This window comes from Alteromonas sp. 4NH20-0104, assembly GCF_057547795.1.
In genome coordinates this window covers 85,838-111,090 of the sequence record NZ_BAAJLP010000008.1, presented here as the reverse complement: position 1 = coordinate 111,090, position 25,253 = coordinate 85,838, and the positions used below count along the sequence as shown (strand labels likewise).

Annotated in this window: 23 protein-coding genes, 1 pseudogene and 1 other annotated feature; of the genes and pseudogenes, 13 read left to right on the top strand and 11 right to left on the bottom strand. The window is 48.4% G+C overall.

The features are described from left to right. Positions 1-16: 16 nt before the first annotated feature. A complete protein-coding gene (locus AC27IB_RS07960; RefSeq protein WP_487120121.1) occupies positions 17-1,195 on the top strand; it encodes a hypothetical protein in 1,179 nt (392 codons plus the stop codon). A 30-nt stretch (positions 1,196-1,225) separates the two neighbouring features. Here AC27IB_RS07960 and AC27IB_RS07955 read toward each other — a convergent pair whose 3' ends face one another. From AC27IB_RS07955 to AC27IB_RS07945, 3 genes are all read right to left on the bottom strand, one after another. After that, the gene (locus AC27IB_RS07955) at positions 1,226-1,393 is read right to left on the bottom strand and encodes a hypothetical protein (protein ID WP_296052529.1); all 168 of its coding nucleotides are present in this window, start codon (positions 1,391-1,393) and stop codon (positions 1,226-1,228) included. Between the two features lie 123 nt (positions 1,394-1,516). Further along, complete coding sequence (cspE, locus tag AC27IB_RS07950) at positions 1,517-1,729, bottom strand: transcription antiterminator/RNA stability regulator CspE (protein ID WP_296052527.1); 213 nt, start codon at positions 1,727-1,729, stop codon at positions 1,517-1,519. A 576-nt stretch (positions 1,730-2,305) separates the two neighbouring features. Beyond that, a complete protein-coding gene (locus AC27IB_RS07945) occupies positions 2,306-3,205 on the bottom strand; it encodes a LysR family transcriptional regulator (RefSeq protein WP_487120119.1) in 900 nt (299 codons plus the stop codon). A 94-nt stretch (positions 3,206-3,299) separates the two neighbouring features. Between AC27IB_RS07945 and AC27IB_RS07940 the strand changes: the two genes are divergently transcribed. Next, entirely contained in the window at positions 3,300-4,133 is an 834-nt protein-coding gene (locus tag AC27IB_RS07940; protein ID WP_487120117.1) for an SDR family oxidoreductase, read from the top strand. Between the two features lie 664 nt (positions 4,134-4,797). Here the strand turns inward: AC27IB_RS07940 and AC27IB_RS07935 are convergent. Continuing rightward, a complete protein-coding gene (locus AC27IB_RS07935) occupies positions 4,798-5,061 on the bottom strand; it encodes an HAD hydrolase-like protein (RefSeq protein WP_487120115.1) in 264 nt (87 codons plus the stop codon). 270 nt (positions 5,062-5,331) lie between these two features. Beyond that, positions 5,332-5,598 carry an HAD family hydrolase gene (locus tag AC27IB_RS07930; RefSeq protein WP_487120113.1) on the bottom strand — a complete coding sequence of 89 codons (267 nt, stop codon included), beginning with the start codon at positions 5,596-5,598 and terminating at the stop codon, positions 5,332-5,334. 163 nt (positions 5,599-5,761) lie between these two features. Here AC27IB_RS07930 and AC27IB_RS07925 point away from each other — a divergent pair. From AC27IB_RS07925 to AC27IB_RS07915, 3 genes and pseudogenes are all read left to right on the top strand, one after another. Continuing rightward, positions 5,762-6,310, top strand: a pseudogene (locus AC27IB_RS07925) (carboxymuconolactone decarboxylase family protein). A 234-nt stretch (positions 6,311-6,544) separates the two neighbouring features. Next, positions 6,545-6,943: a hypothetical protein gene (locus AC27IB_RS07920; protein ID WP_487120111.1), complete on the top strand. Its 399-nt coding sequence runs from the start codon at positions 6,545-6,547 to the stop codon at positions 6,941-6,943. A gap of 8 nt (positions 6,944-6,951) precedes the next feature. Beyond that, positions 6,952-7,773, top strand: coding sequence for an RNA polymerase sigma factor (locus tag AC27IB_RS07915; RefSeq protein ID WP_487120109.1), 822 nt, complete (start codon positions 6,952-6,954; stop codon positions 7,771-7,773). A 271-nt stretch (positions 7,774-8,044) separates the two neighbouring features. On the opposite strand, the gene AC27IB_RS07910 is transcribed toward AC27IB_RS07915, so the two are convergent. Next, the gene (locus tag AC27IB_RS07910; RefSeq protein ID WP_487120107.1) at positions 8,045-12,496 is read right to left on the bottom strand and encodes a PAS domain S-box protein; all 4,452 of its coding nucleotides are present in this window, start codon (positions 12,494-12,496) and stop codon (positions 8,045-8,047) included. Between the two features lie 414 nt (positions 12,497-12,910). On the opposite strand from AC27IB_RS07910, the gene recN reads away from it, so the two are divergent. The 4 genes from recN (at position 12,911) to AC27IB_RS07890 (ending at position 16,469) form a co-directional block, all read left to right on the top strand. Continuing rightward, complete coding sequence (gene recN, locus AC27IB_RS07905; RefSeq protein ID WP_296047019.1) at positions 12,911-14,596, top strand: DNA repair protein RecN; 1,686 nt, start codon at positions 12,911-12,913, stop codon at positions 14,594-14,596. A gap of 156 nt (positions 14,597-14,752) precedes the next feature. Continuing rightward, entirely contained in the window at positions 14,753-15,109 is a 357-nt protein-coding gene (locus tag AC27IB_RS07900; RefSeq protein ID WP_296047017.1) for an outer membrane protein assembly factor BamE, read from the top strand. Positions 15,110-15,312: 203 nt separating this feature from the next. Next, positions 15,313-15,984 carry a DUF4097 family beta strand repeat-containing protein gene (locus AC27IB_RS07895; RefSeq protein ID WP_487120104.1) on the top strand — a complete coding sequence of 224 codons (672 nt, stop codon included), beginning with the start codon at positions 15,313-15,315 and terminating at the stop codon, positions 15,982-15,984. Then, positions 15,984-16,469, top strand: a complete 486-nt coding sequence (locus AC27IB_RS07890) for a glutathione peroxidase (RefSeq protein ID WP_487120102.1) — start codon at positions 15,984-15,986, stop codon at positions 16,467-16,469. Before AC27IB_RS07895 ends, AC27IB_RS07890 begins: the two co-directional genes overlap by 1 nt. A 34-nt stretch (positions 16,470-16,503) precedes the next feature. Here AC27IB_RS07890 and rluB read toward each other — a convergent pair whose 3' ends face one another. The 5 genes from rluB to AC27IB_RS07865 are packed head-to-tail and all read right to left on the bottom strand — an operon-like array spanning position 16,504 to position 20,346. Next, positions 16,504-17,373: a 23S rRNA pseudouridine(2605) synthase RluB gene (rluB, locus tag AC27IB_RS07885; RefSeq protein ID WP_296047010.1), complete on the bottom strand. Its 870-nt coding sequence runs from the start codon at positions 17,371-17,373 to the stop codon at positions 16,504-16,506. Then, positions 17,373-18,002, bottom strand: coding sequence for an SMC-Scp complex subunit ScpB (gene scpB / locus AC27IB_RS07880; protein ID WP_296047007.1), 630 nt, complete (start codon positions 18,000-18,002; stop codon positions 17,373-17,375). The genes rluB and scpB overlap by 1 nt, the downstream gene beginning before the upstream one ends. Further along, positions 17,999-18,835 (bottom strand): segregation and condensation protein A, encoded by an 837-nt coding sequence (locus AC27IB_RS07875; protein WP_296047006.1) that lies wholly within the window; start codon positions 18,833-18,835, stop codon positions 17,999-18,001. Before AC27IB_RS07875 ends, scpB begins: the two co-directional genes overlap by 4 nt. A gap of 27 nt (positions 18,836-18,862) precedes the next feature. Next, on the bottom strand, positions 18,863-19,483 hold the full coding sequence (locus AC27IB_RS07870) for an L-threonylcarbamoyladenylate synthase (RefSeq protein ID WP_296047004.1): 621 nt from the start codon (positions 19,481-19,483) through the stop codon (positions 18,863-18,865). Continuing rightward, entirely contained in the window at positions 19,480-20,346 is an 867-nt protein-coding gene (locus AC27IB_RS07865; RefSeq protein ID WP_487120099.1) for a PHP domain-containing protein, read from the bottom strand. The genes AC27IB_RS07870 and AC27IB_RS07865 overlap by 4 nt, the downstream gene beginning before the upstream one ends. Before the next feature lie 159 nt (positions 20,347-20,505). Next, positions 20,506-20,598 (top strand) — a sequence feature (Trp leader region). A 23-nt stretch (positions 20,599-20,621) separates the two neighbouring features. Here AC27IB_RS07865 and AC27IB_RS07860 point away from each other — a divergent pair. From AC27IB_RS07860 to trpCF, 4 genes are read left to right on the top strand one after another with little or no spacing between them, the layout of a single operon-like run. Next, positions 20,622-22,220 (top strand): anthranilate synthase component 1, encoded by a 1,599-nt coding sequence (locus AC27IB_RS07860; protein WP_296047000.1) that lies wholly within the window; start codon positions 20,622-20,624, stop codon positions 22,218-22,220. Beyond that, on the top strand, positions 22,217-22,819 hold the full coding sequence (locus AC27IB_RS07855) for an aminodeoxychorismate/anthranilate synthase component II (RefSeq protein ID WP_296046998.1): 603 nt from the start codon (positions 22,217-22,219) through the stop codon (positions 22,817-22,819). Before AC27IB_RS07860 ends, AC27IB_RS07855 begins: the two co-directional genes overlap by 4 nt. A gap of 3 nt (positions 22,820-22,822) precedes the next feature. Continuing rightward, positions 22,823-23,851 (top strand): anthranilate phosphoribosyltransferase, encoded by a 1,029-nt coding sequence (trpD, locus tag AC27IB_RS07850; RefSeq protein WP_487120096.1) that lies wholly within the window; start codon positions 22,823-22,825, stop codon positions 23,849-23,851. Beyond that, the gene (gene trpCF / locus AC27IB_RS07845; RefSeq protein ID WP_296046994.1) at positions 23,848-25,245 is read left to right on the top strand and encodes a bifunctional indole-3-glycerol-phosphate synthase TrpC/phosphoribosylanthranilate isomerase TrpF; all 1,398 of its coding nucleotides are present in this window, start codon (positions 23,848-23,850) and stop codon (positions 25,243-25,245) included. The genes trpD and trpCF overlap by 4 nt, the downstream gene beginning before the upstream one ends. Positions 25,246-25,253: the final 8 nt, after the last annotated feature.

Genomic DNA, 25,253 nt, shown 5'->3' with positions numbered 1-25,253 from the left:
CGGGATGTTACCCTGATTGCAAGACTGGAAATCCATCCCGTTAGTCAGGCTGTTTTTGGCTGAACTGCAAGCGGATGGTGATGTTAAAGGATTACACAAAATGGGATTACCTGCACTTACCAGGGCCATGCTGTTCACGCTTATTGTTTCAACTGCTTCGTTTTACAGTATTGCCAACACCGCCGATTCCGCCAGCGCAGAGATATGCACCACCGCGTTAGGGTTTGATTTTAAAGCCTGCCCTCAGGATTTCAGGGCCAGCGCACTGGCAAATAGTCCTCAACAGATGGATATCCTGCCCTGCGAAGTAGAAGATGGCGATTGTGCAGTGTCTGAAGCTACCTACCCGGGCAAAACTCACTACGTCACATTTTTTGATGTGGATAACCAACAGACACTGAAATACGCCATCACCACGAAACCGGATGTTTACGATCGCAATAACAATGAGCTGATGACAGGCAGTCAATTGGCAACAACAGTAGCGCCCACCAAACAGGAAGTGAATGTTACAGCGGCTCTGGCTGAAATCGCCCGCCTCAAACAATCCATGCCCCAACACTATCAGCTTTATAGAGATGAAGATGGCGTGATCAGGGATGCTTCAGGCCAACTGGCAGAAGCCAGATTACTCCATTCTTCTGAACTGTGTCAGACCGCGTTAGACTACACGCAGACAAGAATTAATTGTTCAGGCGCATTGAATACCGATATCGATAACGCCATTGCCAGGGATCCGAATTTTCAGTCCTTGCAGGCAGCCATTACAAAGTTACTGCACGCGGCAAACCAACTACCCTCTCTGCACAGGTTTACCGCTCCTTTGGCAAATCTGGCAAGCTTCAGGCTGGTCAGGCAATTCAGTGATAGCTCCGAGCTGGTATTAGACGTCACCGCAATTCAGGGGGCTGGAAGCATAGTGCTGAATAAACATGCTTCGCAAACCACCGAGCAGCGAACGTTTGCCGGAGCAATGGAGTACGGCACCTCCGGACAAGGCAATCACAGAGAAGCGAAGGTAGTGGCAATTTCAGGATTTATTCCCAAGCGTTGCGAGCCTGTCGATTTCTCTCACGAAGATTGGCAACTCGCCGAAAAAGTCACTCTGGCCCGGCCAAATGGTGGTGCGGAAGTGTTTAATATCTACCGCAGGCAAGACCGTTATATTACCTATCAGCAGTGCACTGGGAGTTAATCTCCAGCGTCAGCAGGAAGGGGCGTTAAATTAAATAGCCAGTAACCAGGCTACAAATTTTTTCGCTTCCATGGCGCTTTTAAGCGGCACGTATTTTTTATCGTGACAGTCTTCAAACGCAACGTTGAATTTATTGACAGAAATATTAGAGATAGGTGGTTTGGCATTAATGCTTAAACCATTAAATGTACGAATCATAGAGTTTCTTATTTTTATAGTGCTTAAAAAGAGGTGTTTCTGAATGGTGGGTGGTCGGACAGAAAAAAGTGTTGGAGTAAGATAAAAGGCTGGTTGATGCCAGCCTTAAAAAATCATTTTGATTTATAAAGGTACGACGTTTGAAGCTTGAGGACCTTTTTGTCCCTGTTCAATAGTAAATTGAACCTGCTGGCCTTCTGCCAGTGACTTGAAGCCTTCAGAAGCAATAGAGCGGAAATGTACGAAAACATCTTTGCCGCCGTCATTAGGAGTTAAAAAACCAAAACCTTTATCATCATTGAACCACTTTACTACGCCGTTTACAGAATCAGACATAATTGAAACCTTTTTATTCAAATATTAAGTGCGATGGCGTGCCATCGATGAAGCTATAGATATGAAGAAAACATTTACCAGTAAAGCAAATGTAAATACAAGTTCGACTTAATTGAATAAAAAGCAGAAAAAGAGACGCACAATGCAGTAAGGGATAAAGCTTTAACTTTCTAAAGCCTAGTCAGGGTACGCTAATCGTGCAGACAAGTAAAGCGGTTTATTTATTATTATTCTAGCCAATGTGGTGAGCTCTTCGTTCCAGAACGCTGCGACAGAATCGCGTGGTAATTAAAGTACGACAAAATCGCTTGGTGTTCACAAATCTAAGCTGTACTGACACATAGACGTTCTGACAGTTTAGAATTTTAAGCTCAATCAAATCTGACTGATTAATGGCCGAAAAGAGCGAATAGCAGAAGTAATCCGTACATTATTTGTACTAAATGGTTCTCTGATAGCGGACGTTCGGCTACTGCCGGCTCCTTTTTATCGGATTTACCTCATGCCGCTTTTGGAGAAAGCAGGAGTCTTACCTTCGAACAGATAACCGGAGGAAATCGGTTTATAGCCCCAAAATTATGCACTAAGGCCACGTGCACGAATGAAATCGATCAGGGCTCTCAAGGCCGAGTTCATGTGCACATAGCGCGGAAAGTACAGAAACAGCCCCGGCTCCGGGGGACACCATTCCTCAAGGAGAACAACTAGCTTGCCGTCTTCTATGGCTTGAGCGGCATAACCCTGCGGTAGGTATGCAATGCCCAGCCCTTGCAGGCAGGCTTCTGTCATCAAATGATTATTGTTGAGTGTAAGTGAACCAGGTGGGTCGATTTTTATGGCATTGTCGTTATTGCCAAACTCCCATATGTAGCGTTTGCCACTGGGCAGTCGCTGCCTGATGCACTGGTGAGCGAGTAAATCCTTGGGGTGTTCAGGTTTTGCTCTGTTTAATAAGTATTGAGGCGATGCAACCGCAAGAAATCTGACATCCTGGCTGATGCGAACGGCAATCATATCTTTAGGAATACTTTCACCTAATCTGATGCCGGCATCAAACTCCTTGTTGGTGATATCGCTTAACGCGCCATCTGAATACAGATCGATATCCACGTCAGGAAATTGCGTGTGAAAAGCATACAAATAGTGATTCATCAGATGCCGTAAAGCCCCTTCGCTGCCATTGATTCTGAGCGAGCCCTGGGGTTTGCTCCCCGTTTCACTGATGGTAAACAAAATATCATCCATAGATTTTAATAATGGATTGATTTGATTCATCAGTGATTCGCCTGGCTCAGTAATTGAAACACTTCGGGTTGTGCGCCTGAAAAGCTGGATGCCAAGTTGCTGTTCCAGCCCTTTGATCAGATGGCTTAGCGCTGAACGGCTAACGCCTAATTCATCGGCCGCTTTACGAAAATTAAGATGGGAAGCGACACACACAAATGCATTTAATTCTGCTAATGAGGGCTTTCTCATTGTTCATATTTACTCAACAGTACATCCTCAATGTTGAGTATTAAAGCATTATTGGTTAGTCCCTACAATGGTGTCTCATTTTATAGGAGGCATTATGACAACGAAAACGTGGTTAATAACGGGGGCATCGTCGGGGATCGGGTATCAACTGACTCATCAAATTCTGGCCAACGGCGATAAGGTTATCGCATTGGTGAGAAGAATCGATGCGATGCAGCCGTTACAACAGCAGTTTGCTGATCAGTTAAAGGTAATGTACCTGGACCTGACAGATGTGAAACAAATCGATGCGATAATAAATACCCTGTTCGACAGCGGGAGCAATATAGATTACGTGGTAAGTAACGCCGCATATGGTTTATTTGGTGCTGCAGAGGACCTTTCGGATAACCAGATAGAAAAGCAAATCAGTACCAATTTATTAGGCTCGATCCACCTTATACGGCATACAATACGGCATTTGCGAAAACAGGGTGGAGGGCGAATTATTCAGGTTTCATCTGAGGGAGGCCGGGTCGCTTATCCTGGATTCAGTTTATATCATGCAACAAAGTGGGGAATTGAAGGGTTTGTTGAAGCGGTAAAACAGGAAGTGGAGGCATTTGGGATAGATTTTATCATTGTTGAGCCCGGGCCAACTGATACTGCTTTTATTACTGCCATAGACTTTGCCCCGACATCCCCAGCGTATTCGGATTCCATTGTTGCCCAGCTCAAAGCGGGGTTACAATCCCGCAGCTTTAATTTAAAAGGTGATGAGTCTAAAACGGCCGAGGCAATTCTGAATGTCGCGAGTCTGACGAAGCCACCATTTAGGGTTGCTCTGGGAAGTATTGCCTTCGACAATATTAAAGCGACACTCACTCAACAGTTAAGTGAGTTACAGGAGCAGAAGTACATCGCGTATTCAGCCGATAAAATTGCTTAAGTTCCCCACAGTCATAGCCATCGAAACGATGGCTATGGGCATACCCGGCACAGCGTAAATTTCTTCGCCCTGAGACGATATACCAATCGCGAAAATAGCCTGCGGAAAAGGTATATTTTGATGGTCTATGCACCATAAGCGCCGAAGTGCAGACCATTTTCCTGCCGCTCGTTTGCCTGTTTGGGCATAATTGAACGGGTAACCACCTCCGCCGTTTTTTCCTTTTCTATTGACCAGGGGACGATGTATCTAACCCTGGTTATGGACTCAGCGCTACCTCGATACACGAATGCAGCCGCATTTAATGCTACTGCAAAACGCTGAGCTTCCCTTACAACAGCGCTTCAAAGCGCACATGATGTCTATTCTGGCCATGCAATGCGATACGGAACATGCGAAAGGCTGTTATTTAGTGTTGTGTCAGTCCGAAATCATCAGTGGCAATATCCCGGACGATGCGGCGGAAATGTTGGCGCGCACAGATGCGCTGTCCATTCAACTCTATGCGGCGCTATTTACTGAATCTCCGGAAGCCATTGCTCTGGGACTGGACGCGCATGCTCAAGACAACGCGCTGGCGTTGTATACCTTGTCGAAAGGCACGACCGCCATGGCACGCAGTGGCGCGGAACTATCTCAGTTAGAATACGCTGTCGATAGCATGTTAGCGGGGATTTTTCAGTGCAGCAGCAAGTTGTGCGTATTCAGTAATTTCTATTGTCGGATTTACCCCCCATGGGTCGAAGACCGTGTGAGGGTTACGTTTTACACAAACGGTATTCAGACCGCATTCATTGGCACCAAGCACATCGAAGGGATTACCTGATATCAACCTGGTCTGGCTGGCACTGCACCCGGTAGATTTCAGTAAATACTGATAGATGTCGGGATCCGGTTTAAAGGTTCTAACGGCATCAGCCGTGATCACACTATCAAAAAACTGTTTAATACCATTAATCCTTCTAGAAAAGTGATCAGCACAGAAACCTCAGAACTATTTAGGTCAAGGCGCTCGAGTGTAGGAATGCTATAGCCTTTCAAACTCGAGTAACGCAGACATAGAGAGTCCTAAGGATTCCCGAAGGGCCCGGCCTTCATGCTCTCTGAGCTGCATCAGTCACTTTTGATTTGGCACTACCAAACCGGAAAGTGACTTCTTTGCCAGACAGTATGAATCTCGCGCTGAGTGAGCACTTATCTAGACGGATTGGTATATACCTGCGTGGGTAAGCAGACTGTTGACCGCCTGTTGCTCGCCATTTGAAAAGGCAATCAGAGAATAGTCTTCTGCCAGCGCAGATAACGAACCAACAGCAACAGTAAACGCGGGCAACTGCAAATATTTGGCTAACAGCTCGTTGCGTTGGTTTTCGCTGAGCGATACGTGTAATTGATTGTAGGTAAAGTGAAGTGTCTGCTGCAAAAGTGCACAGCAAAGGTCAACACTCCCTAATACCACTTCCATTTAGTTCTGCTAACAAGCTGCGCGTGTCTATTACCGTGCCATAAACATCAAAAGCCAGCACTGTTTTCATTTCCGCCTCCTGAATAACAAATCAACTATGTTAAAGTTGTTTGATGTTAGTTTACCGATCGGTACGAAATAAATCTGACCACGAGGAAAACACATGACGTCATTAACTGTACATACCTTAGATACCGCGCCAGAAGCGTGCAAGCCAATGTTGGAAGAGTCGATTAAAGCGTTTGAAATATTGCCTAATTTACATGGCATTATGGATGCATCGCCGCAAGTGCTTGAAAGCTATAAAGTACTGCATGATCAGTTCCAGAAAACGTCATTTGATGCTGAAGAACTAACAGTTGTATGGCAAACCATTAATGAAGAGCATGGCTGTCACTACTGTGTTCCTGCTCACACCGCCATTGCGCATTCGATGAAAGTTGATCCGGCTCTGACCGAGGCGCTTCGAAACCAGCAACCCATGCCGACCTCTAAGTTACAGGTACTACAGGATATGGTGCTACTGATTACCCGCAATCGTGGGGTGATCAGCGCTGCAGATCTCGACGCGTTCTAAGCTGCGGGTTATGAGGAGCGTCACGTACTTGAAATTATTCTGGGGTTGACGCAAAAGGTAATGAGCAACTACATTAACCACATTGGTCACACGCCAGTGGATGCTGCATTCGCCAAATTTAGCTGGACCAAGTAATTCGTCAACTACATGCTCAACTGCCTATACCGCCGGGGCACCGGCTATATTGCAACGGTTAACCCGTCCTGTTTACTGATTTGCAAGTCAATTCATTAAACTGCTGAGCAGAGCAAGGTATCTGTAATCAAACGCGTTTTGGTATCCTAAATTAAAATAATTCAAATTCCTTGTCACACATGCCGGGTGTTGTTCGTCTAAACCATTACATGATTCATAAAGAGGACAACATTCATGTTATATGTAATAAAAAGTATTGTGATCGACCAACCGTTTGCAAAGGTATTCGAATTTATTGCCAACCCTGGCAATTTACCCCATTGGACCAATGCGTTCAGCGACGTTACCGCGGATACTGCGCAACTAAAAACGCCAGCCGGAACCGTAACCATTGGGTTAAAAACCAGTGCTAACCCAACCGTGGGTAATGTTGACTGGTTGCTAACGTTTCCGGACGGCAACACGGCCGTCGCGTACTCCAGGCTTTCGCCATTAGCAGAACACCAAACCTTGTATAGTTTTACCTTAACGCCACCACCAGCGCCGCTGGAAGAACTGGAAGGCGCGCTTGCACAGCAAGCCACTATTCTTGAAAACGAACTGAAAACCCTTAAAGCATTACTGGAAGCATAACCTACACGATGAAAAACTCTGGGCAACTGAATCAAATGGTAAGTGATGCATTAAAAGGAAATCAATCGGCCCTTGACCAGTTACTCAGAGTCATTCAGCCGGAAGTTTACCGCTTGTGCCTGCGCTTTCTTATGTCACCGGATGAAGCAAAGGATGCTACCCAGGATATATTACTCAAAACCGTGTTACATCTTGCGCAATTTGAAGGTAACAGCAGTATTAAAACCTGGGTGTATCGCATTGCTACAAATCATCTGCTGGATAGGCGTAAAACACGTCCCACCAGACTGATGTCCTTGGATGACTTCAGCGAAGACCTGCATAGTGGTTTAGCAGAGCAGGATAGCGCCAGTGCCTATGATGATAAACTCCTTGCAGAATTGAGAGTGGGTTGCACGCTGGCGCTCCTTCAATGTGTCACGCCCGCCATGAGAATCACTTATATTCTTGGCGAAATTTTAGACCTTGATCAGTTGGAAGCGGCGAGCATTCTTGCGTTGTCGGCCGAAACCTATCGCCAACGCCTGTCCCGGGCGCGCCGTACAGTGATCGAGTTTATGACGAAAAACTGTGGACTAGTGAAAACCAAGAACCCATGTCGTTGCCATAAGCGTCTTGCAACAGCGCAGAAATTACATCGGGTTGATCCGGAAAATTTAATCTTTGTAAGTTCACAAACTGCGGTAAAGCGCTTTCCTGAAGTGTTAAAAAGCATAAGAAAACTTGAAGAAGCGCAACGCGTATCGGCGTTATTCCGGGCACAAAATATCTCGGTAAATGATGATCATTTTAGCCATTGGTTAAAGTCGGTTATCGCTCAGCACCATTGATATTTACTTTGTAACCCGGTCTATGAAATTATGTTGGACACAAACACGCAGGCTCTGCTTCGCAGTTTAGCCTACGTATTTGTGCCCCATATTTAGGTGTTGATGTCCGCTTTAGCGAAATTATTAGTTCCAGAGTGAGCTTTGTGGAATCTATCGAAACGTCCGCTTTTGACCATTAGCTGAAGTGTTATAACTGATTGAGTCCTAATTTATTTTTTGCCTGATTAAATTAGAACTCACCCAACTAAGCCACAAACCGCCAAACCCACTATTAATCTTCATACAGGTGAGAATAAATCACTCTTAGGGTACGCTGCAGGTTTTGCTTTGCCATTGGCCAGTAAATAGAAATATTGTCGATGTTGTCATGATTACAGTCTGCGCTCAGTCGTGACTCCATATCTTTGAGCGGTGCTGAATTAATGGTGCTAATAACGCTTATTAACCGCCGGCACCCCAGCAGTATGGCCCGATGATCGTCGGCCATCACCGCTTCATCCATAATTTGAGTTGCGGCCGACAGTTTGTCCATCAAACTGGTTAAAGACGTGGCCATTGAGCTTACCTGATGACTGCTTTGCAGATAATTCAGCAAATCAAACCAGGCATTTGGATCAGGCGGCATAGCAAGATTGGCAAAATCTGGTTTTTCGCGTACCTGTTCAGTAATTTCCTGCGCTTGTTGCAACTCCACTTTTTGCGCTTCAACCAGCGCTTTCTCCTGTTCTGCCAGTCTCGACTCACTGTCTTTCAATTTCGTCTGAGCTTGCTGTAACGCCTTCTCGCGATTCTCCAGTTGCGATTTACGCTCGCTCAGTTCATTTTCCAGTGAACTAAGCTGGGCATGTAAATCAGACTGTGAAGAATTCTGCTGATTTAACGATTGCTGCGAGGCGGCGTATTCGCGCTGCACGGCCTCCAGTTGCTCGGTGAGCTGCTGCTGTTGCTGTTCGAGTTGCTCAATACTGTTCTGACTGGACTTCAGTGAAGACTGCTGCTGTTCAACCTGAGCCCGAAGTCTTGCTTCCTGCTCTTCCTGTTGCGCCAGCCGTGCTTCTAATGCCTGCGCCTGTTCTTTGGAGCGATTCAGCTCTTCCTGCATTTTTTGCTCTTCGCTTTGTGTCAGCGTTACTTTCTCTTCAGCATCAGCCAGCTCGCTCATACTTGAGTGCAGTTTGTTCTGCATTGCTGAATTCTGACTTTGAGCTTCCTCCAGCGCTTGCTGTAACTGTTGCTTCTGAGCTTCGATTTCCTCGTGATGCTTACGCCACTGTTCGTCACTGCCAAGCATCATTTCTTTCTGCTTGGCGGCTCGCTGCGCCACGTCGGCCATTTCCGACTGCAATTGTTCCAGCTTGCTCTGCTGTGACTCACGTTCCAGTTTTTCTGCTTCCATCTGCTTCTGGCGGTTGTCCAGTTCCGCTTCGGCTGCGGCAAGCTTTGCTTGTTTAGCAGCCAGTTCCTTAGCCAGTGTTTCCTGTTCAGCCTGCCATTTTTGCTCGCTTTGCTGTATGGCTTGCTGTTGCTGACTGGATTTGTACTGCATTTCACCGAGCTCTTCCTGGAGCTTGGCGAAGATAGCCTGTTGACGGGCTTTTTCCTGTTTTTCAGCTTCAGTTTGTTGCTTGGCCTCAGACAGGATCTGCTCTGTTTGTTGTAACTCCGCCTGTTTGGCCTGCAGTGCCTGCTGCAGCGCTTCATGCTCAGCCTTGCGCTGCGCATCTGCTTCGGCAACTTTCGACTGTTGCTCAACCGTGCGGCTTTCAATATCGGCCAAATCATTCTGCAGTTGCGCCAGACGTTCCTGCTGCGCGGCCTTTTCCTGCTTATCCTGTTCTGCCTGTTGCTTTATTTCTGCCAGTGCCGTTTGCGTTGACTGCAACTGCGACTGCTTGGCTTCCAGCTCTTTGGCCAGTTGCTCTGCGTGGGCCTGCATATCACCCTTCTGCTGAGTAGACATCGTTTCAAGCATCTGCATTTCATGCTGCAAGTGATCGATATGACGCGCTTTTCCTTCGGCTTCGGCCTGCATTTTCTGATACGCCATAGCCAGCTCTCGGCGCTCCACTTCTGCCTGCTCGCTGGCCTTGCGTTGATTTACCAGTTGCTCGCGCAGCTTCTCTGACGCTTCACTGGAACTGTTTAACTGTGACTGTAAAGCGGCAATCTGGCCGCTCACGTCGCCAATTTGCTTATCTTTATTTTCAATAGACGCCTGTAAACCGGCTATTTCCGCTACGTAATTTTCAACCGCTGATTGTTGCTCAGCCTGCTGTTGTTCCAGTCGCTGTGTTTCCTGTTGGCTTTGTTCGAGTTGATCCTGCGCCTCACGGTATTTACGTTCACTGTATTGCAGGGCATCGGCGATCTGATTGCGTTGTTTTTCCAGACTGCCCACTTTCATGCTGGAGCGTTCAAGTTGCGCTTCAAGCGCCGCGTTTGCCTGTTGGCTTTCTTCCAGGAGTTCGCGGTTTTGTGTGTAGTCAAACTTCAGGCTGGCCAGGTGTTCACTGATATCCTTATGCGCCTGTTGTAGCTCAGAGATAGTTTCTATTTTCTCCGACAGGGTAACTTCTGCATCCTGTAATTTCAGCTCGGCCTGAGCCAGGGTTTGTTCGGTTTCAGCCAGCGCTTCCTGTTGTTGTGCTAACTGATGCTGACTGCTGGCCAGTTGTTGTTGTTTTTCTTCAACTTCAAGTTCGGCCGCTTCGCGAAGTTTAACCGCCTCCGTCCGCGCCACTTTGGCTTGTTCAATGGCACGCAAATCTATCCAGACACAAATAATACCCTGTAGTTTGGCGTCCCTTAAAATGGGAATGAGCGTCAGTTCGCAGGGCAGCGTTCGCTGCTGGTACTGGTGTTGCCAGCTTAGGGTAACCACCTGACCCCGGCTGCCAACGATATCCAGCTTTTGTGCGAGCGTCTCGGTATTTGCCGCAGCACCGTGTAGTTCAGGGGCTGTTAACTGCAGCCCCAGCATCTCTTCTTCATCCTGAATGCCAAAGAAAGCACAGGCAGCAGAATTAAACTGGGTAAAACCCTCGTTGGTTAACAGCGCCACCGGCACACTGGCGTATTTCACCAGGCGATCAAAGCGACTGTTCAGATAATCCTGCTCTTCACGGCTGCCAATCCAGCACACATACTCTTCTGGGATCTCGCTAATTTTGTTGGCATGCAAGGTCGTCGACAGGGTTTTGTTAGTGCCACTTTTGAGCCGCGCCGGAAATTCCCTTGCCTGATCATGACGGTCAAGTCGCAGCGTAAGTTTGTCGGTTTCCGCTTTATCCGTAAACAACTGGTAAAAGGAGTGTGATAACAAGTCCTGACTATTCATATCCAGTTGTCGGCAAAGGGTTTGGTTAACTTCCTTAATTTCACCTTCACGATTAAACACTGCGATGCCCATTGGCGAATGGTCGGTAAACATACTTAAGCGGTCTTTGGCCTGAGCCACCTCATGGGTTAAAGACTCCACTTCAGTATGGTCTTCGATGATACCCATAACCCCGCCTGACTCGCCGGCCAGCGCCTGCAAAATAACATTCAGAGAAAGGGATAAACCATGTTCCCGCTTAACCGCAATCATCTGGCGCCTGGTGGTTATTCTGTCACGGCTCTGATGGAGCGTTTTGAACGCCTCATCAAACTGCTTAAGGTCGTTTAATGGCTTCCCTTTAATGTACATTAGATCGGTGTTAAATAAGCTCAGGAAGGCCCGGTTAGCGTCAACAAACTTCCCTTCTCCATCCAGTAGATAGAGCGGCTGAGTGGAACTGGCGAGCAATGCGCTGAAGCGCTGGATTGCCACATCACGCTCCGCTTTGGTGTGGGTTATTTCCCTGCAGTCGACCACCGAAATATGCCCGATAGGAGAACCTGATTCACTGGTATGCTCGGCAAGCGACCCACACAGGGTGACCGGTATGATGCTATTATCAGCCGCCACCAAGGACGTATCGGCCGCCAGTATTTCACCACTCGCAAGACGCTCAAAAGCATCGGTCAGCATTTGCTGATCGCGATCGACTACCCGTTGGATAAAGTCGGCTACCGACAGGTCGCTGTGCTGAGTGCCGAGCCAGGTAACTAAACTTTCATTGAGGGTCAGTTGCTGGGCCGAAAGGTCGATTTCAGCCAGGCCAACTTTTTGCCCGTCAAACAGGCTGCCCATATGCTCGAGCATGGCTGCTGAGTCATCCAGCTGTTGCTGATAATCCTGCACATCTTCAACAATAACCATCATGTGAGCATCTGCTGCCTGACTCAGCGCCGGATTAATACGTAAGCGGTATGCCCTGTCGCGCTGACCAAGTACACACTGCATTGATAACTCGCGGCTGGCACCACTGGCCTGGTTGAGTAATTGTTGTGCGTCAACTGGCAGCAATTCGGCCAGTCCCTTGCCTTTAACGGTGTCGGCATTCTGTCCCAACAGGTAGGCACCAGTGCGGTTTGCGTAGCAGACAGCCAGATTCTCATCAACCAGGATGACGCCAACGCTGACGGCATTCAACCGCTCCTGTTGAACGGTTAGCAGCGCATTAGCTTTGCTGAGCTGCTTAGTGAGCCTGCTTCGCTTGAATGCACCGAATAAAATCATCAGTAACAGGAACCCGGCACCTGCAACACCGGCATACACTATGAGATTAAACTGGTCCGGCGACAGGGACTGGAGGGAAGACGGGAAAGCATAAACATTGGGTGCCACAGCACTAAGCAATAACAATCCCTTGTTTTGAAGATAATTTCTCTGGCAACAGGCACTCATAATCTACATTCAACAACGCGATTAGGATAAAAAGTAAACTATACGCCAGATTTGCAAAGTTGCTATGTGTGATTCATTAAGAAGGTTTGAATTTGCATACGTGAAAAATATTTAGTTACACGATTTCAATAACCTGAAGAGTAATTTCCGGCAAAAGGTATTAACTATATACAGGCGGCTACGGGCTATATAAAGTGTCAGAGTCAGTTGATACTGCAAGTCTCCTGGAAAAATATATTTTTTTAGGTTTATCATAGCCTTGCGTAGATATCTCCGGGAAATTCGACCAACGGGATTTAACTCACCCAAAATACTGTATATATTTACACGTACTGTATATTCATCTAGTCAAACTGTGAGGCATTTATGTTATCGCATTTATCGGTTAAAAACTTTGCTGTCGTTAAAGAAATAAATATTGCCTTTGAGTCCGGCATGACTGCGGTGACCGGTGAAACCGGTGCAGGTAAATCTATTGCAATCGATGCACTGAGCTTGTGCCTTGGTGAGCGCGCCGATGCGTCGGCGGTGAGAAAAGGCGCCGATAAAGCAGAAATTATTGCCTATTTCTCGTTGCTTGATGCGCCGCTGGCAAGAGCCTGGCTGGATGAAAATGACGTCGTACTCGATGATGATCCCAACACTTGCTTTATTCGCCGCCTGATCTCTAAGGAAGGGCGCTCAAAAGCGTTTATTAATGGCGTGCCCGTGGCGTTGCAGCAACTAAAGCAACTGGGTCAGTATTTATTGGCAATTCACGGCCAGAATACCCACCTGCAACTATTAAAAGACGACGTGCAGAGAAAACTGCTGGATGATTTTGCTGAACACGGGCCACTGCTAAACGCCACAGCTGCCAGTTATAAGCAGTGGCAGCAACTGGCCAAAGAACTTAGCGCCCTGGAACAAGCCGCCCAGCAACGCGCAGACAGAGAACAACTGTTGAGTTATCAGGTTGCTGAACTGGACGAATTTGCTCTGGCTGAAGAGGAATTCAGCGAACTGGAAGCCGAACATAAACGCTTAAGTAATGGTCAGACATTACTCGAAGAGGCACAAAAAAGTTTTTATCATTTATATGAAGCCGATGAGTTCAATGCGCTGTCAGCCATTCAAACCAGCATTGATAAGCTCAGTCACCTGGAAGATCACGATCCGGCATTATCCCCGATTGTGGCATTGCTTAACGAAGCGGCAATTCAGGTGGAAGAGTCGGCCAATGAACTGCGTAGTTATTGTGATCAACTGGAAATCGATCCAATGCGTTTACAACAGGTTGAAAAACGCTTTGCTCAGGCGCTGGAGCTGGCCAGAAAACATCAGGTAATGCCCGAATCACTGTATCAACATCATCAGCAGTTGTCTGAAGAACTGGCTGGCCTGAGTGCAGATACCGAAAGACTGTCGGCATTGCAGGAAGAACTCGATAGTAGTCATGCGGCCTATCTGACTGCCAGTGAAAAGCTGTCGCAAAGCCGCAGCAGCGCGGCTGAGAAGCTGGCCGCGATGGTGCAAACCCAGGTGCGCACACTCAATATGCCTCACGCGGAATTTTGCATTGACGTGACTCACTGCGCTCAGTCACGGCCTACCGCACTGGGGATGGATACGGTAGTTATTAAAGTGTCTACCAACCCGGGGCAAGCGCATGATCGACTGGATAAGGTGGTATCTGGAGGTGAATTATCCAGAATTGGACTGGCATTACAGGTGATTAGCCGGGATACGAGTTTGACACCCACCATGATTTTTGACGAAGTGGATACCGGTATAAGTGGCCCAACCGCTTCAATTGTGGGGCAGTTGTTACGTCGATTGGGTAAAGAAAATCAGGTTATGTGTGTGACTCACTTACCTCAGGTGGCGGCACAGGCGCATAATCAGCTATTTGTGACCAAAACAACCGAAAACAGCGAAACGCAAACACATATTCTGGCACTTACGGAACAAGCCAGAATTGATGAGCTGGCGCGGCTACTGGCGGGCGACAAAATTACGCCCAATGCGCTGGCTAATGCCAAAGAATTACTTGATAATGCTTTGGCGAACTAAATTGCAATTCATTGGTCAAAGTTGACGTGCCGGTGTTGAGCGATTAGCATGCTCGGCACCCATAGCGTCTGCAATGACTATCCCACGCGTGTAACAGCCTGGCATGCAGACCAAATAATAACGAATACTTACTGTAATAATTGGATTTATCTGTTAATGAAGCTGTCTCACCTGATTGTTGTGCTTTCACTTACTTTTTTATCAACTGCGTGCTCTAACTGGATTTACCGGATAGATATTCCTCAAGGTAACTTTTTGGACGAGCAGGACGTAAAAAAACTGCGTATTGGAATGACAAAGGAACAGGTAGAATTTGTTCTTGGCCGTCCGATACTTAAAGATGCCTTCGATAAAGATACCTGGTATTACTACTACGAAATGAAGCGTGGCATGGAAAAACGCGGTGAAGATTTTGAAAAAAGTCTGGTCATTACGTTTATTGATGATCGCGTAGAAACCGTAGACAGCGATTTCGAACTGTCTGAGGACTTTAACACCCCTCTCGAGCAATAAGCCTCTCTTTGATTATGGCTTGCCAGAGTTGAACCGGCAGGCCATCCGCGGTCCCGCCTGCTTTTTTAATCTTGATACAATTACCCTTGCATTACCAATGCCCTGTTGGCGTCAGACATATTTTGAAATTATTTTAAAGTACGAGCTTTTCAGCCCCCATGCTAAGGTTATTGCGTGTTTAACCTAATATGCTCTGAAGTATTATGAAAAATCGCTTACTTAACATTTCCCGCCTTGCGCCCCTGTGTTTTGTCATTGGCACTGCGCTCTCTGGCTGTGTGATCAACGTCGGTGGTCAAAGCGCTTCCGATTATGACGGCAGTGTAAACCGTGTATTCGGCAGCATTGATATCTCTGAAAATCGCCAGGTAGGTTCACTTACCACCGTCAATGGCGGCATTACGCTAAGGTCCAATGTTAAAGCCGATGAACTGACTACGGTTAATGGCGGAGTCACGGTTGGCGATTTTTGTGAAATTGATGGTATTACCGTCGTCAATGGCGACATTGAAGCCGGTCAGAAACTGGTATCGGGTGACGGTATAGAATCGGTCAATGGCGATATTACCCTTGGCTCCGGGGCAAAGGTTGATGGTAGCCTGATCACCGTTAATGGCGATATCGAAGCTGCGGACCTTACACTTTCCGACAACATTGAGACCGTCAATGGAGACATCAGTATTACCGGTAATAGTGTAATTAAAGGTGATATTATTTATAAAGATCCGGAAAATAACGACAACCACTCAACCCCTACATTATTGATAGACGCCAGCGTACAACTGACGGGCGACATCATTTTAGGGCGTGACGTTAAACTCGACATTCCGGACACGATGACATCCAAAGTTCACTACCAGAGTTCGGCAATGTAATGATGCAATTTTCCAAGTTAACTATTCAGGATAAACAAGGCGATGATATCGCCATGCAAACATTTGACGGTAAGGTATTGCTTATCGTTAATACGGCCAGTAAATGCGGCTTCACGCCACAATACGAGGGCTTAGAAGCCTTACACCAACAGTACAACGATAAGGGCCTCGCTATAATAGCTTTTCCCTGCAACCAGTTTGGCCAGCAGGAGCCGGGGGATGATGCCAGTATCCAGTCTTTTTGTAGCCTGAACTATAACGTCACTTTTCCGGTAATGAAAAAAATTGAAGTGAACGGTTCAGATGCGAGCCCATTATATAAATACCTTAAAGCGCAGGCGCCGGGCCTGTTTGGTACTAAAGCTATTAAATGGAATTTTACTAAGTTTCTGATCAGTAAAGACCGGGCATCGATCAGGCGTTTTGGTCCGCAGACCAGCCCGGAATCGCTGCATCAGGAGATAGAAAGGTTACTGACACAATAGCAGACTCCCCCGCCGGAGGAGTCTTCAAAGAGAATTAAAACTGACGACGTTGATGAACCCGCTCTTTACGGATTTTATGTTTCTTCACTGAACGACGCATACGACTCAGACGGGCGTGATCCAGTTTCGTCTGGCGTTCATCAACCATACTTTCATTTTCTGCCGGTAACTGAACGATATGACGTAATGCATTAACTTCACTTAGTGGCAACTCTACCCAGGCACCCTGTGGTAAACGCTTTTGCAGCTCTACCGGCCCGTAACGTACCCGAATCAGACGGCTCACCTGGCAATCCTGTGACTCCCATAAACGACGCACTTCCCGGTTACGGCCCTCTTCGAGGGTAACATTAAACCAGTTATTCATGCTCTCTTCGTCAGTAGCTGGACGTGGCTTAATGGCATTAAACTTAGCCAGACCATCTTCCAGCGTGACACCTTTTTTAAGTATCTGCAGCGTTTTGGCCGACACGTCACCGAAAATGCGCACTGCATACTCACGCTCTACTTTACAGCGCGGATGCATCAGGCGGTTGGCCAGCTCGCCATCATTGGTGAACAGCAACAAACCGCTGGTGTTAATGTCCAGCCGGCCTACGGCAATCCAACGACCCTGACTAATTGCAGGCAGACGATCAAACACCGTACTGCGGCCTTCAGGATCAATCCTGGTACATAGCTCGCCTTCCGGTTTGTTGTACATCAGCACCCGGCAAACCGGCTCTTCATTACTGCGCGAAAGGATATGGCCGTCGACCCGGATTTGTGCAGCAGCATCAACGCGGTCACCCAATTTCGCCACCGTGCCATTTACGGATATACGCCCTTGTTCAATCCAGCGTTCCATTTCACGGCGCGATCCAATGCCATGGTTAGCGAGTACTTTCTGTAATTTCTCTGTCATTAGTGTATTGACTCATTCTGGTTGTCGCTATCACCTGCTGCCTGAGTATCAGTCTGCTCATGCAGTACATGAGTGATATTCTGACTGGCATCAAGGGAGGCCATAAAGTCCTCGGCATTAGGTAAGTCACTGAGTGACTTCAGCGAAAAATAATCTAAAAACTGTTTAGTGGTGGCATACAGTGCCGGCCGACCAGGAACTTCCTTATGGCCAATCACTTTTATCCACTCACGCTCAGTCAGCGTTTTTATGATGTTACTGCTTACCGCCACACCACGCACTTGCTCAATCTCACCGCGGGTGATGGGCTGTCGATAAGCAATTAGCGCCAGTGTTTCGAGCATCGCCCGGGAATACTTAGGGCTGCTTTCCTGCCATAAACGACTCAGCCACGGGCTGAGGCTATCCAGAGATTGAAACCGGTAGCCACTGGCTACTTCTTTCAGCTGGATCCCGCGTGGGCGATAATCCAGCTCCAAAGCGCTCAATGCTGATTGTATCGCTTTATCGCTAACGGTGAAATCGGCCAGGACAGTATTTTTTAGTTTCTCAACCGAAACCGGCTGGTCCGAGACAAATATTGTCGCTTCAATAAGCTGTTTGAGCTGTTCGCTATTTATTTTTTTCATGGTGCTTCAAAACTGCCTAACTTCACATGAATGCGGGCAAAAGGCCCCGCCTGTACCAGTTTAACACTCTGCCCTTTAACCAATTCTAAAATCGCCAGAAAGGTCACTACAGCGCCAGCTCTGCCTTCTTCGGCGGTGAATAAGGCTTCCATTGGCGTGTACTCCTGGGCATTGAGTAACTGTAAAATTTTACTCATCCGCTCGCGGGTACTCAGCGCCTCCGGAGCAATATGATGATGCTCGAATGCGGCAGCTCGCTGGATGGCAGCCGAAAAGGCCAGTACCAATTCCTGTAGCGACACGTCAGGCTGAATGATCACCGGTTTAATATCGGATGACGGTTCCACACTTACCCTGAACAGGTCCCGCTCCATGCGTGGCTGCATATCCAGGTCTTCGGCGGCCTGTTTAATTAACTCGTATTCCTGCAGTCGTCTTATCAGCGCGGCACGCGGATCTTCTTCGTCGTCTTCCTCGTCACTGCGACTGGGTAACAGCAGGCGCGATTTGATTTCAGCCAGAATCGCAGCCATTAGCAGGTACTCAGCCGCCAGTTCGAGCTTAAGGGTTTGCATCACTTCCACGTATTCCATGTACTGACGGGTAATTTCCGCCACCGGCATCGTGGTAATATCAAATTTCTGTTTACGGATTAAATACAACAGCAAATCCAGTGGGCCCTCAAAAGACTCCAGGATCACCTCCAGCGCTTCCGGAGGAATATATAAATCTTCCGGTTTTTCAATAACCGCCTCACCATTCACAAACGCCAGGGGCAGCGGCTGCTGCACTGGCGTGGAAAGGGTTGAAGCTGTTTCGTCGCTGTTGCTCATCTCATTGCCCGTTGTACTTTTCAGACATTACAAAAATGGCGTTATGTCACCGCTGCCCTCGCGTACCACAACCGGCTCGCCGTCACTTAAATCAATCACGGTAGTGGGTTGCTCGCCGAGGTAACCGCCATGAATAATCAAACCAACCTGTTTTTCCAGCTTGTCGCGAATGTCATCGGGATCGGACTCAGCCAGAGATTGGCCGGGTAAAATCAACGATGTGGACATAAGAGGTTCATTGAGTTCTTCGAGTAACGCCAGGGCTATGGTGTTATCGGGCACGCGAATACCGATGGTACGCCGTTTGGGATTTTGTAATCGCTTAGGGACTTCGCGGGTGGCTTTCAGCACAAAGGTGTAGGGCCCCGGCGTGTTATTTTTTAACATCCGAAATGCCACATTATCCACTTTTGCATACACCGACAGCTCAGACATATCGCGGCACATCAGCGAAAAATTATGTTCGTTACCAATCTGGCGGATACGGCAGAGTTGATCCAGCGCGCGTTTATCGTCCATCTGACAACCAATGGCATAGCCGGAATCGGTGGGATACACCACCACTTCTCCCTGCCGAATCAGTTCAGCGGCCTGTTTAATTAAGCGGGCCTGCGGGTTATCCGGATGGACATAAAAAAACTGACTCATACAGGGTCCTTAAGTGAGGATTGTCTCACAGATAAATGCCAGTCATGCCAGACCGGAGTAAGCGTGTCTGATTTTAACTGACAACGCCCCAGCTCAGTCCAGCGACCGGGAAAATGAAAATCCGAACCCGCCGATGCCAGTAACTGATGTTCAGCAACAATGGATTGCAAGAAGGCTTGTTTATCCGCATTCATGCCAGGAAAGACGACTTCGGCCGCATCCCCGCCTGCAGCAGAGAATTCACCGATAAGACGGCGCAGCCATTTGGTGCTCATATCGTAATGAATAGGGTGAGCGAGCACAGCGCGCCCACCGGCTTGCTGGATCACTTTCACCGCGGCGGCGATATCCGGCCACTCGGCTTTTACTGCCGCGCGTTTGCCTTTGCCTAAATACAATTTAAAGGCTTTTTCGAGGGTCGGGACCTGGAAATTATCTACCAGTACGCGGGCAAAATGCGCTCGCGTTATCTGCCCGACACCCGCATAACGACGGGCCCTTTCCAGAGTACCTACAAAGCCACACTTTGCCAGCTTATCGGCAATTTTCACTGCACGTTCTTCGCGTTTTTGCTGTTGTTCTGCCAAAAACCGCTGTAAAACCGGGTCTGCGGTGTCGATATTCAATCCGACTATATGAATTTCAAAACTGTGCCAGCGAGTGGATATTTCAACGCCGTCTATCAACGTGAGCGCCGGATAATGTTTACTCGCCTCGGCATGCGCATCAGCCAATCCGTAAATCGTGTCGTGGTCGGTAATGGCCAGAACATCAACCTGCATGGTTTGAGCGCGTTGAATAAGTTCGGCCGGCGTTAACCGACCGTCCGAGAAAGTCGTGTGACTGTGCAAGTCAATTTTCATGTAATTTCAAATTTATGGTTGACACAAATAGGTTTTTGTTTTCTTCTATAGCACAGTATACGGATTGAATGCTTCGATGCCTATCGAAGTTATCAAATAAAACACAGAGACAGAAAACTAATGCTCAAACAACCACAACAACATGCCGTAATGGTAACTATCTGGTGGTGGCACTCCCTTCGATAACGGGCGGTGTGAGCGTTAGTGCGCAGAACAAACAAAAAAGGCCCGTAATGTTACGGGCCTTTTTTTTAATTTTTAACCGGAGAAAAAAGATGAGTTTGGCCGAATTAGGCATGGTCCCGGGAAAAGTGGAAACCATTGAGAGAACAGCAACCTACATCAATGATCCCTTGGCGGCATTTGCCCAGCTATGTGGCGAAAAGCCTCATGCGTTATTGCTGGAGTCAGCAGAAATAGACAGCAAGGATAATCTGCAAAGCTTATTGATGGTAGACGGTGCCTTGCGCTTTGAGTGCCGGGGACAACAGGTTGCCATCAAAGCGCTGAGTGCTAACGGCAAGGGGCTGTTACCCCTGTTCATCGAAAGCTGTCCGGCAGACATGCGGTGCCAGGTAATTAACGATACCGAAATCACCCTTCATTGCCATGCCGACACCGCGAATCTTGACGAAGACAGTCGCTTAAAGTCCACCAGCGTATTTGACGTCTTGCGCCAGGTTGTCAACCAAATCACGCCGCTTCGCGATCACCAGCATGCCGTCTTTTTAGGGGGAGTATTTGCTTATGACTTACTCGCAACCTTCGAAGAACTGCCTGAGGTAGCGGAAGGCGCCAATGACTGTGCCGACTATGTGTTTTATCTGGCTGAAACGCTAATTACCTTCGATCACCAGACCCGCGAAGCCCGCTTACTCGGCAGTGTGTTCAGCGGCAGAGAAGTAGCAACCAGTTACTTTGCCATTGCTCAGCGTCTGGAGGCGCTGTGTGCGGAATTACAAAGTCTCGCGCCGCTGGATTTATCACCGGTCAGGGTGAATGAGCCAACCTCGCTGGAGATGGACAAGTCGGATCAAGAGTACTGTAACGATGTGCTGACCTTAAAAGAGCACATACTGGCCGGCGATATCTTTCAGGTGGTGCCGTCCCGGACTTTTTCTCTGCCCTGCCCCGCTCCTCTCACCGCCTACGCCGCTCTGAAAAAACAAAACCCCAGCCCTTATATGTTTTACATGCAGGATGCTGAATTTACCATTTTTGGCGCTTCACCAGAGTCAGCACTGAAGTATACAGCGCAGAGTAATGTGGTAGAGATTTACCCGATTGCCGGCACCCGCCCACGGGGTAAACGTGCCAACGGTGAGATCGATCACGACATGGACAGCCGGATTGAGCTGAATCTGCGCGAAGACCAAAAAGAAAAAGCCGAACACCTGATGCTGGTAGATCTGGCACGTAACGATGTGGCAAAAGTGTCTGAGCCGGGTACCCGTTATGTTAAGGATTTACTTAAAGTTGACCGCTATTCCCATGTTATGCACCTGGTGTCCCGCGTTGTTGGTCATTTGCGCCACGATCTGGATGCCCTGCATGCTTATCAGGCCTGTATGAACATGGGTACCCTGGTAGGCGCGCCTAAGGTTAGTGCCGCTTCATTAATACGCAAGGTCGAACATAAACGCCGCGGTAGCTACGGAGGAGCGGTAGGCTACCTGAACAACGATGGCGATATGGACACCTGTATCGTGATCCGCTCAGCCTTTGTAAAAAATGGCCGCGCCTATATACAGGCCGGGGCCGGCGTAGTGTATGATTCCGACCCGCAGGCAGAGGCAGATGAAACCCGTAATAAGGCGCAAGCCGTCATCAATGCAGTGAAATCCTCATTGCTCGTTGAGGGAGAAGTACAATGAGCCAGCCCATTACCGTTTTTCTGTTAGATAACGTCGATTCCTTTACCTACAACCTGGTCGATGAGTTGCGCACCATGAATTTAAATATCGTGGTGTACCGCAATAATGTCGACGCTAAAATGTTATTTGAAAAAATGCAATTGCAGGCTGAAAACGGGCCGGTTTTATTGCTATTATCCCCGGGTCCTGGCGCACCGCACGAAGCTGGCTGTATGCCCGAATTGCTAGCGATGGTCCAGGGGCATTTTCCGGTGCTGGGAATTTGTCTTGGTCATCAGGCAATTGTAGCCCATTATGGCGGCACCGTAGGCCGTGCTGAAGATGTGATGCACGGCAAATCATCGGCCATTACGCATACTGGTGAAGCCATGTTTGCGAATATGCCTCAGCCGCTTCACGTTGCCCGCTACCACTCACTGATGGCGCTGGAACTGCCAGACGGTTTAGCGCCGCTGGCTAAAGTTGGTACCACGGTGATGGCGGTTTACCAGGCAGACGATAAAATGCTTGGATTCCAGTTTCATCCGGAGTCCATTCTGACAGCAGAAGGCAGTCGCCTGCTGCTGCAAAGTATTCATTACCTGACCAAAGAGGATTAACTCATGGCTGATTACAGCAAGGTAATTGAAAAACTCTTCGACGGTCAAAACCTGACCCAGGCCGAATCGTTTTCGGTGTTCAATCAGGTGATGCACGGTGAGCTATCGGAAGTGAAGCTCGCTACCTTACTGACCGCGCTAAAAATCAACGGTGAATCCCCCAATGAGATTGCCGGGGCCGCCAGTGCGATGGTGTCAAATGCACGCCCTTATCCAACACCGGACTATGAGTTTGGTGACATCGTAGGGACCGGTGGCGACGGCCATCATACCATCAATATTTCCAGTGCTGCGGCACTGGTAGCCGCCAGTTGCGGTATTAAAGTTGCCAAGCACGGCAACCGCAGCGTGTCGAGCAAATCCGGCTCGGCTGATTTCTTTCGCGAATGCGGCATTAAGCTCGATATTACCCCGGAAGTCGCGCGCAAATGCCTCGATGAGGTAAACTTCTGTTTTCTGTTTGCACCGGTTTACCATGCGGGTATGCGCTTCGCCGCCCCGGTACGTGCCGAAATGAAGACCCGTACCCTGTTTAATATTCTCGGCCCGCTGGCCAATCCCGCCGGCCCTACGTTTGGTGTGTACGGCGTTTATACACCTGAACTGTTGGATATCTATGCGCAAACACTGACCCTGATGGGGCAACGTAAAGCGTTAATCGTCCACGGTGACGGGTTGGATGAGCTATCATTACATGGCCCCACTCAGGTCGTTGAAATCGATCATGGCAGTACTTCCCACTATACGGTTACAGCGGCCGATTTTGGCTTAAGCCATGCGCCTATCAGTGCCATTGCCGGTGGTGAGCCAAAAGAGAACCGGCAGCTTATTGAAGCGGCGTTATGCGGTGAAGGTGAACAGGCCCATCGCGAAGCCATTGCCATGAATGCCGGTGCACTACTGAAAGTTGCCGGGTTCGCCAACACTTTTAAACAGGGTGCCGAGCAAGCGCTTAATGCCATGGCCGATGCCGCGCCAATCAAATTAATCAGACAAGTCGCTGAACACAGTCAACTGGAAGAAAATGCATGAGCAACGTCCTCGAGAAAATAGTTGAAGACAAACGTGTCGAAATTGAAGCACGCATGGCCGAAACGCCTCTTGAGCAAATTAAGCAGGGGTTAACACCATCCACCAAAAGCCTCTTCGAGGCTCTGAATGGCCCGAATGCAGGTTACATTCTGGAGTGTAAAAAGGCCTCCCCCTCAAAAGGGTTGATCCGCGAAACATTCGACCTTGATGAAATTCTGGCCGCCTATACGCCCCATGCGGCGGGCATTTCTGTGCTGACCGACGAAAAGTACTTTCAGGGTAAATTTGAATACTTAGCTTATGTTACCGAGCGTGTCAGTCAACCGGTCCTTAACAAAGACTTTTTTGTCTGTGAGTACCAGGTTTATCTCGCGCGCTACTACAACGCCGATGCAATTTTGCTGATGTTGTCGGTACTGGATGACGAAACCTACCAACAGCTTGCTGATGTGGCAGACTCGCTGGGTCTGGATATCCTGACCGAAGTCAGCAATGAAGAAGAAATGCACCGCGCCATTGCGTTAAAAGCCAGGATTATTGGTATTAACAACCGCGATCTGCGCGACCTGTCAACCGATCTGGCGACCACCGAAAGACTGGTACCATTGCTTGAGGAAGCCACTCACGAGTTCGTCGTAATCAGCGAGTCGGGTATTTATACCCACCAGGACGTACTGCGTCTGGCACCGCTGTGTCAGGGCTTTTTAGTCGGTAGCGCGCTAATGGCCCAGCAGGATCTGCCGCTGGCCGTCAACCAACTGGTTTACGGTACCGTAAAAATGTGTGGTATGACCCAGCCGGATCAGGTGCGTCATGCCTTTGCGTCAGGTGCCAGTTTTTGCGGGCTAATTTTTGCCGCTCACTCCAAACGCTGTGTTAGCCCCGAGCAGGCTCGTGAAATCGTTACCGCTACGCCGGGTAACTACGTCGGCGTGTTTGTTAACCAACCACTTGAAATGGTACTCGGAATTGCCAATGAGCTGGGCCTTAAAGCCGTTCAGTTGCATGGTGATGAAGACACTATGTACCGCCAGCACTTACGAGCAAACTTACCAGAGGGCTGTGAAATATGGCAAGCCATTGGCGTAGCCGGGGAATTACCTTATTTAACCCATGCGCTGCTGGACGATGAGACGCTGGATAAGGTGTTGCTGGATTGTCAGGTTGGCAAACAGACCGGTGGCACCGGGCAACAATTTGACTGGTCATTGATCCACAATGAGCTGGAACTCGAAAAACTGGTTATAGCAGGTGGCATTAACCCACAGAATATTGCCGCTGCGCAGGCAACCGGCGTTGCCATTGTAGATGTCAACTCGGGCGTGGAAGACAGCCCGGGTAATAAGTCTGCACAGCAGGTCAGCGAACTTTTTACTATTTGTCGTCAGTATTAACCGGCAGA